A 12,568-nucleotide genomic window follows, 5' to 3' on the forward strand; every position below is an offset into this window, starting at 1 on the left:
TTTGCAAGAATTTTGCAGGAGGAATCAGAATATGGAAATCAAATTAATTAATATTGGTTTTGGTAATATTGTATCAGCTAACCGGATTATTTCCATCGTGAGTCCTGAATCGGCGCCGATTAAACGCATTATTCAAGAAGCGCGTGACCGTGGTATGCTGATTGATGCGACTTATGGACGGCGAACTCGTGCTGTGATTATTGTTGATAGCGATCATGTGATCCTTTCAGCAGTTCAGCCAGAAACTGTCGCGCATCGGTTGTCAAGCAAAGATAGTGCTGAAGATGTACAGGAATAAGGGGGATATACAGGTATGACGCGGCGTCAGGGAGCGCTACTTGTTCTTTCCGGCCCCTCTGGAGCCGGCAAAGGAACAATTTGTAAAGAGTTACTTCGAAAAGCTTCAGCTACACTTCACTATTCTGTATCGGTTACTACAAGACCGATGCGGGTTGGGGAGGAAAATGGAGTCAATTATTGGTTTGTTTCGCAGGAAGAGTTTTTGACGATGCGTGAGCAACAAAACTTGTTGGAATGGGCGGAGGTTTATGGTAATTATTACGGAACGCCGCGACAATTTGTTGAAGAAAAACTACAGGCTGGCCAAGATGTCATCTTAGAGATTGATATTCAAGGCGCAATGAAAGTCAAAGAATCTTTTCCGCAAGGCGTTTTCATTTACATATTGCCGCCGTCGCTTACGGAATTAGAACACCGTATTGTTGGGCGGGGAACTGATAGTGAAGCGGTTATTGAGCGGCGTATGAAATGCGTCAAAGAAGAACTTACCTTTGCCCATGAATATGATTATGTCATTGTCAATGATGTAGTGGCGAAGGCGGTAAGTCAGGTTGAGGCTATTATGCAGGCGGAGCACTGTCGCATTATTCGTAATGAGGCGTTACTTGAACATATTTGCCTGTTTGGCAGTATTGACGAAGATGAAGAATTACCAGGCTGATTTTAGGAAGGAGATTTTCAAACATGATATATCCATCGCTTGATTTACTCGTAAACAAGGTAGATAGTAAATACACTTTAGTCGTACTGGCGGCGAAACGGGCCAGACAGATTATGGACGGGGAACCAACCTTGATCGACTGTCGTTCCAATAAACCGGTAACAATGGCGCTCGAAGAAGTCGCTTTAGGTAAAGTTTCCTACGAGCGGACAAAGGCAGGTATTAAATAGTGTCAATTCAAGGCAAGAATATTGTGCTAGGCGTTACAGGCGGCATTGCTGTTTATAAAGCGGTTGATGTAGTAAGTAAATTAAAAAAAGCCGGTGCCAATGTTCATGTGATTATGACGGAATCGGCAGCGAAATTCGTCAGTGCGCTTACGTTTCAGGAAATGAGCGGCAACCCTGTTGTTGTCAGCATGTGGAGCGAAGCGAAGCATTGGAATGTCGAACACATTGCACTGGCGACGTTAGCCGATGCGTTTTTGATTGTTCCGGCTACCGCTAATATTTTGGGCAAGATTGCGAATGGGATTGCTGATGATATGCTGTCTACGACAGTGATGGCGACAAAAGCTCCCGTTATTGTTGCTCCGGCGATGAATACGAATATGTATTGCAATCCTGTTGTGCAAAAAAATATGACCACTTTAAAAGAGCTTGGTTACCACTTTATTTCGCCTGGCAGCGGTCTATTGGCCTGTGGCACCGAAGGAGTGGGACGGTTAGCGGAACCTTTGGAAATTGTCGCTTTTGTACAAAACTTTTTTGCGCAGAAGAAGCCGCTTCTTGGTAAGACCATTTTAGTTACAGCAGCTGGCACGCGTGAAGCCATTGATCCTGTTCGCTATATTGGTAATCGATCCAGCGGGAAAATGGGCTATGCCATTGCAGCGCAAGCGGCGAAACAAGGAGCTCAGGTTGTTTTAGTATCTGGTCCTTCCAGTTTGCCGCAGCCTGATGGTGTTACTTTTTGTTCTGTTGAGAGCGCCAAAGAAATGCAGCAAGAAGTGCTAAAGTATTTTACGACTTGTGATGTCGTCATTAAGGCCGCCGCTGTATCTGATTATCGTCCGGTAACGGTAGCTACCCATAAAATCAAGAAAAATGACGGGAATTTAATCATTGAATTAGAGCGCAATCCGGATATTTTACGCGAATTGGGTACTATAAAAGAAAAACAGATTCTCGTAGGCTTTGCGGCGGAAACGCAGAATGTGGAAGCCTATGCAGCGAAAAAACTGGTAGAGAAGAATCTTGATCTTATTGTGGCGAATGACGTATCACAGCCAGGCGCCGGATTTAATGTTGACACGAATATAGCCAAGCTTTTATTCCGTGATGGCGCCATAGTCGAATTACCGCAGATGACGAAAGAGGCTTTGGCTGATCAAATATTAAATCATGTTTTCACAATTCTGCAAAAAAGCTCTTGATTTTTTTGCCATTCTACTATACAATTGCACTTGTGAAAATTTTATATTTTACTCATCAAGAGTTGGTGGAGGGACAGGCCCAATGATACCGCGGCAACCATTTAGTACAAGCTAAAACGGTGCCAATTCCGGCGAGAAATTCTTGCGAGATGGGAGAGCGAATGATTAAACTCCCATTTAGGGAGTTTTTCTTTTTTAAACAGCACAATAGAGGAGGGCTTTTTTTGAAAGAAAAACGTGTTTTATTTACATCAGAATCAGTTACAGAAGGACATCCTGATAAAATAGCTGATCAGATTTCTGACGGCATTTTAGATGCTATTTTAGAACAAGATCCTTTTGCTCGCGTTGCCTGTGAAACGCTGGTAACGACCGGTCAAGTCCATGTAGCCGGTGAAATTACGACGCAGTGCTATGCCGATATTCCTAAAGTTGTCCGCAACACCGTAAAAGAGATTGGTTATACTCGGGCAAAATTTGGTTTTGACGGTGATACTTGCGGCGTCCTTGTGTCGATCGACGAACAGTCGCCTGATATTGCTATGGGTGTTGATAAAGCGTTGGAAGCGAAACAGGGAGAAATGGATGAAATTGAAGCAATTGGCGCTGGCGACCAAGGCATGATGTTTGGTTATGCTACGAATGAAACTGATGATTATATGCCTTTGCCAATTTCCTTAGCGCACAAATTATCACGTCATTTATCGGAAGTTCGTAAAAATGGAACACTGCCTTACTTGCGTCCTGATGGAAAAACGCAAGTTACGGTAGAATATGTAAATGGCAAGCCTGTACGCATTGATACGATTGTAATTTCGACCCAACATGGCCCAGAAGTGGAACTAAAAACAATTGAACAGGATTTAATCGCACATGTGATTAAACCAATCGTACCAACGGAACTGCTTGATGATAAAACTAAATATTATATTAATCCGACGGGCCGTTTTGTTATTGGCGGTCCACAGGGTGACGCTGGCTTAACAGGCCGTAAAATTATTGTTGATACTTATGGCGGCATGGCTCGTCATGGCGGCGGTGCTTTTTCCGGTAAGGATCCTACAAAAGTAGACCGCTCTGGCGCCTATGCAGCTCGTTATGTGGCAAAAAATATTGTTGCCGCCGGCCTTGCTGATAAATGCGAAATTCAGCTTGCTTATGCGATTGGCGTAGCTCGTCCTGTTTCAGTTATGGTAGAAACCTTTGAAACAGGCAAAGTGGATGACGCTGTTATCGCTGCTTTAGTACAGAAACATTTTGATTTGCGTCCTGCTGGCATCATAAAAATGCTGGATTTACGTCGTCCGATTTATAAACAGACGGCTGCTTATGGGCATTTTGGCCGTAACGATCTGAACCTTCCTTGGGAGAAAACCGACAAGGCTGCTATTTTACGCCAGGAAGCTGGTCTATAAAGCCATAATTTCATCATACTTGGCTATACTATAAAGGCTGCTTTATTTTATAGTCAGGAGATGATATTATGAAACGATTTTCCTCGTGCGCTAAGAACCGTCTTCATCGTTACGCACCACAGATGCCTTACTGTTATGAGGAAGATTGGTTTACCCAGGAAGATCCTCTCTCCTGCAATTTACCAAGCTGGTGGAATTGGGAGCAGGATTTTGCCGAGTTTGAGCGAATTGAATTTTAGAAATCGGATTTTATAAGGAGACTATTTCTTAGTCTCCTTACTTTTATGCGTGGTGGAAAATATGACCTATGCTCAGGTTGTTGTAAATATAACGGTAAGAAGGCTTGATCGTCCCTTTACTTATCTGGTTCCAGAAGGTTGGGAGGTAGCAAGGGGCTGTCGTGTTCTCGTTCCCTTTGGCCCTCGTATGGTAGAAGGCTTTGTAGTAGCTGTTCTATCAGCTAATGATTTGATAGCAGCAGCAGGCGAAGAACTTGACGAAGAGGCGTTAAAGCCCATTCGGGAAGTACTTGATGAAACACCGTGGTTTGATGAAAGTATGCTAGAAACAGCTCGGCAGCTTGCTGATTATTATTTATGTTCGCTCAGCGATACACTCAGACTATTCGTGCCAGGGAAAAATACGATAAAAACAAAGCGGGGCTATCAGGAAAACTTGGCTGATTTGCCAGAGTTAAAGCAGGTTTTGCAGGAGCTTTCTTTGACCCAAAGATCGCTTTATGAAGCAATACGTTCATCAAACTTAAAAACAGAAGCAGAGCTCATGAAACTGCCGTTTTATTCGAAAAAAGATTTGCAGTTTCTCTTGCGTGCTAAAGTCATTACAACAAAAATTATTACAAGTCGGACGGCAAACGAAAAAACCGATAAGGTATTGGCAATTTGTGCTGCTTTGTCTGATCAAGGGAAGACTGTAAATTGGTCGCGTCGTCCTGCCCAGAAGAAGGTTATTGACTTTGTACAGCAGGGCTGTGTTATGTGGTCTGATTTGAAGAATCAGGGCGCTCAGTGGGACGCTGTCAGACGGTTGCAAGAAGAGGGCTGGATTACTTTCAAGGAAGTACGGACTTTTCGCCGTAGTTACGGTGAAACTGCCATCATGGGCACTCCGCCTGTTTATACGAAGGAACAGCAGGACGCGCTTGCGAAAATAATTCCTTCGTTGGCCGTAAAAGTGCAGCAAACTTTTTTGCTTCATGGCGTAACCGGCAGTGGCAAAACAGAAGTTTATCTGGCGGCTGCAGCGGAAGCGAGGCGACTGGGACAGCAGGTTATTATGCTTGTGCCGGAAATCGCATTGACAGGGCAAATTGTCCGACGTTTTAAGGAACGATTTGGCGAGGATGTCGTTGTCATTCATAGTAAACTCAGTTTTGGGGAACGCTTTGATTCTTTTTGTCAGATGAAGGAAAGAGAAGCGGGGATTGTCATCGGGGCTCGCTCTGCTTTATTTGTTCCAGCTCCGTCCCTTGGTCTGATCATGCTTGATGAAGAACATGAATTTACCTATAAGCAAGAGGAACTTCCTCGTTACCATGCGCGTACGGCGGCGATTATACGGGCAAAAACTACTGGCGCTACCGTTCTTTTGGGCAGTGCTACGCCAGCTTTGGAAACATATTATGAAGTGCAAGAAGGACGCTATGAGCTGCTTTCTCTGGACTATCGTGTTGATAAGCAGCCGATGCCGCAGGTGGAACTTGTTGATTTGGCCCAAGAATTGAAAGCGGGACGGCGAACCGTAATTTCTCCGCCGCTGGCTAATTTGCTTACCGAAACGATGCAGCGAGGCGAACAAGCAATTATTTTGATTAATCGCCGTGGTTATTCAACCTTTATTCTTTGCCGCGAATGCGGTCATGTCATATCCTGTCCTCATTGCGCCATTGCTATGGTTTATCATTCAGTAGGGCAGGATCTTCGCTGTCATTATTGTCGTCAGACGGCGTCCGTTCCTGATATCTGCCCGGCCTGCGGCAGTCGTTATATTAAGTTTTTCGGCACAGGAACCCAAAAAGTAGAGGAAGAACTTCATAAATTGCTGCCAGATAAGACGGTAGTGAGAATGGATCAAGATACAACAAGCAAAAAATTTTCCCATGACCGGATTTTAAAGGAATTTCTGCAAGGAAAACAAGATATTTTGCTGGGTACTCAGATGGTGGCGAAAGGTCACGATATTCATAATGTAACGGCTGTTGGCGTGATTTCTGCTGATACGGCGCTCAATTTACCAGATTTTCGGGCGGCTGAGAGAACTTTTGCCTTGATTACTCAGGCTGCTGGCCGGGCTGGGCGCGGCGATAAACCAGGAACTGTCGTTGTACAGACTTATAATCCTGACCATTATGCGCTTCTTGCAGCAGCTGACCATAATTATCGGGCTTTTTATGATCAAGAAATTGAATTTCGTCGTCAGCTTTCTTATCCACCCTTTTGTCAGATTATCAAAATCATTTGGCAAGGCAAGGCAGAAAGTCCTTTACGCTTGCAGGCGGAAGCAGCTTGCCGCGTTTTACAAAATAGGTTAACTTCGCCCCAGACGGAGATCATTGGACCAGTAGCGGCAGCGATTGCTAAGATTCAAGATACGTATCGCTTGATTGGACTGATTAAAACAAGCGAACCTGATAAGGTTCGGGACGTCATTCGCGACGTAAAACTATTAGAAGAGCGAAATGTGACTGTCGATGTAGATCCTCTTAGCTTGATGTATTAGATTTTTTACTTGTTATGTGCTAAAATTGTTTCAGGATTTTCATAAAAGGAGGAATCATTATGGCGATTCTTGATATAAAACGAGCTGGCGATAAAGTACTTAAGGAAATTGCGTTGCCAGTAGAGAAAATTGATAAAAAACTTAAGCAGCTTCTTGATAATATGGCTGATACTATGTATGCGGCTGATGGCGTAGGTTTAGCTGCACCACAAGTCGGCGTATCACTGCGTGTTGTGGTGATTGATGTAGGCGATGGGCTGATTGAACTGATTAATCCGGTTATTATTGCCAAAGAAGGCGAAGAGGTAGGTCCGGAAGGTTGTTTAAGTGTGCCCGGTGTTTGCGGCGAAGTGAAACGTTTTGCCTCTGTAACAGTAGAAGCTTTGAATCGGCAAGGAAAAAAGGTTCGATACCAAGGAACAGGACTTTTAAGCCGCGCTTTTCAGCATGAAATTGACCATTTAGATGGGATCTTATTTATTGACATTGCGGAAGCGATTATGACTAGTTCAAAGGATGATTCTAATGACAAATAAGCCATTGCGTGTAGTTTTTATGGGCACGCCTGACTTTGCTGTTCCCTCATTAAACGTGCTTATTGAAAATCCCTTGACTGAGGTTGTCGCCGTAGTAACCCAGCCAGATAGGCCGAAAGGCCGCGGGCGAAAGCTTATGTTTCCGCCCGTTAAGGAAGCGGCTGTAGCGGCAGGAATTACCGTGCTTCAACCTGAGTCGATAAAAACAGAAGAAATGTTTCACACCTTACAAGAGCTAGCGCCAGACCTGATGGTTGTAGTTGCCTTTGGCCAATTTTTGCCTGAATCGCTCTTAAAACTGCCGCCTTGTGGTTGTGTGAATGTCCATGCTTCCTTATTACCCAAATACCGTGGCGCAGCACCGATTCACTGGGCGATTATGAATGGCGAGACCGTGACAGGTGTTACAACCATGTATATGGATAAAGGCATGGATACAGGTGATATGATTTTAAAAGCGGAAACAGCCATTCCTGCCGATATGACAACAGGGACGCTGCATGATGTGCTTATGCTGCAAGGCGCTAATCTGTTAAGTGAGACTGTTGCGTTAATTGCTGCTGGCAAAGCCCCGCGGGAACAACAGATTGCTGAAGAAGCTACTTATGCTGCTTTATTGAAACGTTCAACGGAACGAATTCAATGGAAAAGAACAGCCCAAGAAATTCATAATCAAGTAAGAGGCTTAAATCCCTGGCCAGGCGCTTTTGCGAAAACCGATTCGATGAATCTTAAGATCTGGCAAACTCGTGTTCTTGATGATGCGCAGACTGGTACGGCAGGAATGATTGTCGCTTGCACGGAAAAAGGCTTTGTCGTTCAGACCGGCAAGGGCCTTTTAGAAATCGTTGAAGTGCAGCCGGAAAGTAAACGGAAAATGACAGCCCAGGAGTGTCTATGTGGTTACTGCATTCATCCTGGGGATACGCTAAAGTAGGGGTGAGTTTATGCTGGAAGTAGTTAGCCGACCACAGAAACGATTGTTTTTGGCGTTGCTCTTAGTCAGCCTGATCATAGCAGCCTGCTCCATCTATGGAATTTGGAAAGTCAGTTTACCTGGATTGTCAGCTTTGAATGAGTTGCTTCCTTGGTTTATTGGCACGATCCTCGGTCTATTTGTATTGACTGTATTTGCTGGTGTCGGCGGAATTATTCTGGCGATTCTCGGATTTCCTACGCCCCGGTTTTTCCAAGGTGTTGCCTGGTCTGCTGTCCAACTACTTTTTCCTATTGCAATTGCTTTAGGTAAATTGTTTGATGTAGATAAAGAGCGGGTGGAACGATCTTTTATCGAGGTGAGTAATCATCTGATTCGTAAACGACAGGTTATTGTAAAACCAAACCGTTTCTTAATCCTTACGCCGCACTGCATTCAGCAGGAAGACTGCCCTTATAAGGTTACTAAGAATATCGAAAATTGCCGACGCTGCGGTCGCTGTCAGGTAGGGGAGCTTGCTGCTGTTGCTGAAAAGTACGAAGTCCATTTGGCCATTGTTACAGGCGGTACTTTAGCGCGGCGTGTAGTCAAAGCTTTAAAGCCGCAAGCGATTTTAGCAATTGCTTGCGAGCGGGACTTGACTACAGGAATTCAAGATGTATTTCCGTTACCCGTAGTAGGCCTCTTAAATGAGCGGCCCTGCGGTCCTTGTTGTAATACGCGCGTCGATATGGCGGCCGTAGAAAAGATTGTACGGCAATTTCTCGGAATGGAAGAAATAGCAGAAAAGGAAGAAAAACAGGCGGAGGAATGTAAATGAATGCCAGAGAAATGGCGTTGCAAGTCATTAATGAAATAATTGATAGTGGAGCCTACTCGAATATTGCCTTGGCAAAAAAATTGCATAAGAGTGTTGTGAGCGAACAGGATCGGCGCTTTATTACCGAACTTGTATATGGTACGGTTAAGACTCATAAGACACTTGATTATTTTTTGGCCAAGTTTATTACCCGTAAACTTTCTACTTTATCGCCTGTTATTTTAAATATTTTACGTCTTGGTTTATATCAGATTCTTTTTTTGACAAAGGTGCCGCCATCGGCTGCTTGCAATCAGTCGGTAGAACTGGCTAAAAAGTATGGTCATGCTGGCACTGTAAAATTTGTCAATGGCGTGCTGCGTAATATGATTAGGCAACAAGATAAACTGACCTATCCTGATCCTGCCCAAGAGCCAGATGCTTACTTGGCTTATTTTTATTTTCACCCGCTGTGGTTGGTACAGCATTGGCTGAAGCAGTATGGTTTTTCTGAGACGGAGGCTTTATGTGCGGCGAATAATGAAATTCCGCCTTTAACGCTGCGTACGAATACGTTAAAGATTACGCGGGAAGAGTTGCTTAAAAAGCTACGAGATCTTGGAGTTGTCTGTGAAGCTTTGACGAGTGTGCCCGAAGGAATTCTCGTTACAGAGCATGCATCGCTTGATCATTTACAGCCGCTGCAGGAAGGCTTTTGTCAAGTTCAAGATACAAGTTCTATGCTTGTCGCGCCGATTGTAGATCCGCAGCCGGGGGATTTTGTGATTGATGCTTGTAGCGCTCCTGGCGGCAAAAGCACTCATATGGCGGCATTAATGCAAAATAACGGCCGAATCCTTGCCGTAGATTTGCACGAACACAAACTACCTTTAATTGAGCAGAATGCCAAGCGGCTTGGCATCTCAATCATTGAGACTTTGGCTTATGACGCCACAAAATTATCGAAGTCTGGTTATGAGCTTGCTGATAGAGTACTGGTTGATGCGCCTTGCTCCGGTCTTGGCGTATTGCGCCGTAAAAGTGATTCTCGCTGGCGTAAAGATCCGAAGCTGTTACAAGAGTTGCCTAAATTGCAGCTGGAAATTCTACGAGAGGCGGCTCGCTGCGTAAAGCCGGGCGGTGTTCTTGTCTATAGTACTTGTACGATTGAAACGGCGGAAAATGAAGCGGTTATCGAGCGTTTTCTGCAGGAAAAATCTCACTTTGTGCTTGAACCGGCTGGTAAATATTTACCGCAGCCTACGGATGATAAGGTTATTCGCTTCTTTCCTCATCGCGACGGACAGGATGGTTTTTTTATCGCTCGCCTGCGGCGTAGTCACTAAAGGAGGATTGAACTTTGAAACAAAATTTATTTGGATTATCGATTCAAGCCATATCAGAAGCTGTTGGCGCTTATGGACTCAAGCCTTTTCGAGGCCGCCAAATTGCTAAAGCCATTTATCAACGTTTTGTTACGGATTTTTCGGAGATGACCGATCTCAGTAAAGAGGATCGGGCGTTGCTTTCCGAACATTTTTCAATTGAAGCGCCGCAATTAGAGCGGGAGATTGTTTCTAAAGATCAAAAAACCTGTAAAGTTTTGTTGCAGCTTATTGATGGCGCCTGCGTCGAAACCGTCTTAATGCGTCAGCCCTATGGCAATAGTTTGTGTATTTCCACTCAGGTGGGATGTGCTATGGGCTGTCTTTTTTGCGCTTCTACTTTGAAGGGGCTAGAGCGAGATCTTACGGTAGGCGAAATTATTGGGCAAATTTGGTTTATGCAGCGTTTATTAGCTAAAACAGAAGAAAAAGTAGATACTGTTGTTGTTATGGGCACAGGCGAGCCGTTGCAAAATTATGATTCGCTGTTGGCGGCAATTCGGCTTTGCCATGACAAAGATGTTTTTCATCTAGGCTATCGTCATTTTACTGTTTCGACTTCCGGCATTGTCCCGCGTATTTATGACTTGGCGCAGGAAGAGATTCCCCTTACTTTATCAATTTCGCTACACGCGCCAACGGATGAGGTAAGAAGTCACTTAATGCCAATTAATCGTAAATATCCGCTTGAGGAAGTACTTCAGGCTGGCGATGCTTATGCGAAAGCCACGGGACGACGTGTCACTTATGAATATATTTTAATTGCTGGCATCAATGATGGGGAAGAACAGGCTAGACTGTTAGCTAAACTTTTAACAGGCAAGTTAGCAAATGTCAATCTGATTCCCGTGAATCCAGTACCAGAGCGAGGGTTGCATCGACCGCCGCTTAAGATTATTGAACGATTTGCTAAAATTTTAGCGGATCGTCATATTACAGCAACAGTTCGTAAAGAAATGGGTGTTGATATTCAAGCGGCTTGTGGGCAGTTACGTCATCAAAAACTGATGGAACAAGAGACTTTGTGAGTTTTTTGACTCGCCTGATAAATTCGCATATAATGGGATTATCTGCTAGTTCATTTTGTCAATAGGAGTGTTTATTGTGAAATTTGTCCGGAATCTGGAAAGCTTTTTTGAAAAGTATATTGAAGGCTATTTCAACAGTAAATTTTCCAGTGAGCTTCAACCAGCGGAAATTGCCAAGAAGCTTGTACGGGAGATGGAAAATAAATGTTCTGTCGGCGTTTCTAAAACATATGCTCCCAACCATTACCAAGTTTTACTGCGTAAGACCGATTATGAAGCTTTGTTGCCTGTAGCTGGGGCTATTCAAGAAGAAATGACTCGGTTCTTATTAGAAGAAGCAGAAAAACGAGATTATACTGTACTGGCGACGCCAACTTTTGAATTTAGCGAGGGAACCAATTTAGGCAAAGGACAGTTTGCAGTGATTGGTGAATTTACGGAAGCGATTCCTTATGAACGACCAGCTGCGCCGCCGAAAAAAACAGTACTTGACGCGGAAGAATTGGGGCAGACAAAAACATTTGGTAATTTTTCGCTCAAAGCGACAGAAACAGCTGTTTTACAGTCCAAAGCCCACCTGAAAATAGTGGAGGGACCCGATCGTGGTGCTGTGGCGTTACTTTCTTTGCAGCGGTTTCATTTAGGACGCCGCGAAAATAACGAGCTTTCTTTGTCCGATATGAATACATCGCGTCTTCACGCTTACATTCAATGGGAAGAAGAACAGTACGTACTTTATGATGCCAAGAGTTTAAATGGTACTTATGTGAATGGCCAAAAAATCAGCCGTAAAGTATTGAAGCACAACGATAAGATTCGAGTAGGACAGACTTTGCTTTTATATGAGGTGATCTAAGTGCCATCTTTTTCGCTGCCCCTTGTAAACAGCAGTCAGATCCTAAATGGGGTTGGTCTGGTACTGCAATATAGTTTACTTGGTTTTATTTATTATTTTATTTACCGCATGGTTCGCTTTGGCTATGCTGATTTATCTAGATCGTCTGCCGCTGCAAAAGCAGAAGAAACCGTCGGTTTAGGCGGGGCTAGGCTGCGCGTTCTAGAAACAGGAGAAGAAAGTATACCAGAGTCAGACTATTTAATTGGTGATCAAATTTCGATTGGACGCAGTCTAAATCATACGATCGTGTTGACAAATGCTTTTGTTTCCTACGACCATGCTATTATCGAACGACGGAAAAATCATTATGTTTTATCTGATTTAAATAGTACTAACGGAACTTTCGTAAATGGCGATAAAATTCAGGGAGACTATCGACTGGAGCAAGGAGACGAAATTCGAATTGGAATCGTGACATTTCGCTTTGAGAGGTGA

14 protein-coding genes and 1 riboswitch are annotated in these 12,568 nt (G+C 44.0%); all 14 genes read left to right on the forward strand.

From position 1 onward, the window contains the following. The first annotated feature begins 31 nt into the window (after window positions 1-31). The 14 genes from remA to AC0NJP_RS02720 all read left to right on the forward strand — a co-directional run bounded on the left by remA (window position 32) and on the right by AC0NJP_RS02720 (window position 12,568). Window positions 32-298 (forward strand): extracellular matrix/biofilm regulator RemA, encoded by a 267-nt coding sequence (remA, locus tag AC0NJP_RS02655; RefSeq protein WP_474038468.1) that lies wholly within the window; start codon window positions 32-34, stop codon window positions 296-298. 15 nt (window positions 299-313) lie between these two features. Beyond that, window positions 314-961 carry a guanylate kinase gene (gene gmk, locus AC0NJP_RS02660; RefSeq protein WP_474038469.1) on the forward strand — a complete coding sequence of 216 codons (648 nt, stop codon included), beginning with the start codon at window positions 314-316 and terminating at the stop codon, window positions 959-961. A 23-nt stretch (window positions 962-984) separates the two neighbouring features. Then, a complete protein-coding gene (gene rpoZ / locus AC0NJP_RS02665) occupies window positions 985-1,191 on the forward strand; it encodes a DNA-directed RNA polymerase subunit omega (protein WP_474038470.1) in 207 nt (68 codons plus the stop codon). Next, window positions 1,188-2,396 (forward strand): bifunctional phosphopantothenoylcysteine decarboxylase/phosphopantothenate--cysteine ligase CoaBC, encoded by a 1,209-nt coding sequence (coaBC, locus tag AC0NJP_RS02670; protein WP_474698842.1) that lies wholly within the window; start codon window positions 1,188-1,190, stop codon window positions 2,394-2,396. Before rpoZ ends, coaBC begins: the two co-directional genes overlap by 4 nt. Window positions 2,397-2,445: 49 nt before the next feature. Further along, window positions 2,446-2,552, forward strand: a riboswitch (SAM riboswitch). A 68-nt stretch (window positions 2,553-2,620) separates the two neighbouring features. Beyond that, window positions 2,621-3,811, forward strand: a complete 1,191-nt coding sequence (gene metK, locus AC0NJP_RS02675; RefSeq protein WP_474038471.1) for a methionine adenosyltransferase — start codon at window positions 2,621-2,623, stop codon at window positions 3,809-3,811. A gap of 68 nt (window positions 3,812-3,879) precedes the next feature. Next, window positions 3,880-4,050, forward strand: coding sequence for a hypothetical protein (locus AC0NJP_RS02680; protein WP_474038472.1), 171 nt, complete (start codon window positions 3,880-3,882; stop codon window positions 4,048-4,050). A 61-nt stretch (window positions 4,051-4,111) separates the two neighbouring features. Then, window positions 4,112-6,550, forward strand: coding sequence for a primosomal protein N' (gene priA, locus AC0NJP_RS02685; RefSeq protein WP_474698675.1), 2,439 nt, complete (start codon window positions 4,112-4,114; stop codon window positions 6,548-6,550). A gap of 59 nt (window positions 6,551-6,609) precedes the next feature. Further along, on the forward strand, window positions 6,610-7,086 hold the full coding sequence (def, locus tag AC0NJP_RS02690) for a peptide deformylase (protein WP_474038474.1): 477 nt from the start codon (window positions 6,610-6,612) through the stop codon (window positions 7,084-7,086). Next, a complete protein-coding gene (gene fmt, locus AC0NJP_RS02695) occupies window positions 7,076-8,023 on the forward strand; it encodes a methionyl-tRNA formyltransferase (protein WP_474698676.1) in 948 nt (315 codons plus the stop codon). Before def ends, fmt begins: the two co-directional genes overlap by 11 nt. Before the next feature lie 10 nt (window positions 8,024-8,033). Continuing rightward, window positions 8,034-8,843: a DUF116 domain-containing protein gene (locus AC0NJP_RS02700; protein ID WP_474698677.1), complete on the forward strand. Its 810-nt coding sequence runs from the start codon at window positions 8,034-8,036 to the stop codon at window positions 8,841-8,843. Continuing rightward, complete coding sequence (rsmB, locus tag AC0NJP_RS02705; protein ID WP_474698678.1) at window positions 8,840-10,168, forward strand: 16S rRNA (cytosine(967)-C(5))-methyltransferase RsmB; 1,329 nt, start codon at window positions 8,840-8,842, stop codon at window positions 10,166-10,168. Before AC0NJP_RS02700 ends, rsmB begins: the two co-directional genes overlap by 4 nt. A gap of 14 nt (window positions 10,169-10,182) precedes the next feature. Continuing rightward, the gene (gene rlmN, locus AC0NJP_RS02710) at window positions 10,183-11,235 is read left to right on the forward strand and encodes a dual-specificity RNA methyltransferase RlmN (RefSeq protein WP_474698679.1); all 1,053 of its coding nucleotides are present in this window, start codon (window positions 10,183-10,185) and stop codon (window positions 11,233-11,235) included. Window positions 11,236-11,311: 76 nt separating this feature from the next. Beyond that, on the forward strand, window positions 11,312-12,091 hold the full coding sequence (locus AC0NJP_RS02715; RefSeq protein WP_474038479.1) for an FhaA domain-containing protein: 780 nt from the start codon (window positions 11,312-11,314) through the stop codon (window positions 12,089-12,091). Beyond that, entirely contained in the window at window positions 12,092-12,568 is a 477-nt protein-coding gene (locus AC0NJP_RS02720; RefSeq protein ID WP_474038480.1) for an FHA domain-containing protein, read from the forward strand.

It is taken from the genome of Pelorhabdus sp. sgz311002 (assembly GCF_056134285.1).

Bases quoted from the DNA above. Each gene is read 5' to 3' on its own strand.
- AC0NJP_RS02680 (WP_474038472.1), top strand. From the start codon at position 3,880: ATGAAACGATTTTCCTCGTGCGCTAAGAACCGTCTTCATCGTTACGCA.
- rsmB (WP_474698678.1), top strand. From the start codon at position 8,840: ATGAATGCCAGAGAAATGGCGTTGCAAGTCATTAATGAAATAATTGAT.
- remA (WP_474038468.1), top strand. From the start codon at position 32: ATGGAAATCAAATTAATTAATATTGGTTTTGGTAATATTGTATCAGCT.
- rpoZ (WP_474038470.1), top strand. From the start codon at position 985: ATGATATATCCATCGCTTGATTTACTCGTAAACAAGGTAGATAGTAAA.
- priA (WP_474698675.1), top strand. From the start codon at position 4,112: ATGACCTATGCTCAGGTTGTTGTAAATATAACGGTAAGAAGGCTTGAT.
- AC0NJP_RS02700 (WP_474698677.1), top strand. From the start codon at position 8,034: ATGCTGGAAGTAGTTAGCCGACCACAGAAACGATTGTTTTTGGCGTTG.
- gmk (WP_474038469.1), top strand. From the start codon at position 314: ATGACGCGGCGTCAGGGAGCGCTACTTGTTCTTTCCGGCCCCTCTGGA.
- fmt (WP_474698676.1), top strand. From the start codon at position 7,076: ATGACAAATAAGCCATTGCGTGTAGTTTTTATGGGCACGCCTGACTTT.
- def (WP_474038474.1), top strand. From the start codon at position 6,610: ATGGCGATTCTTGATATAAAACGAGCTGGCGATAAAGTACTTAAGGAA.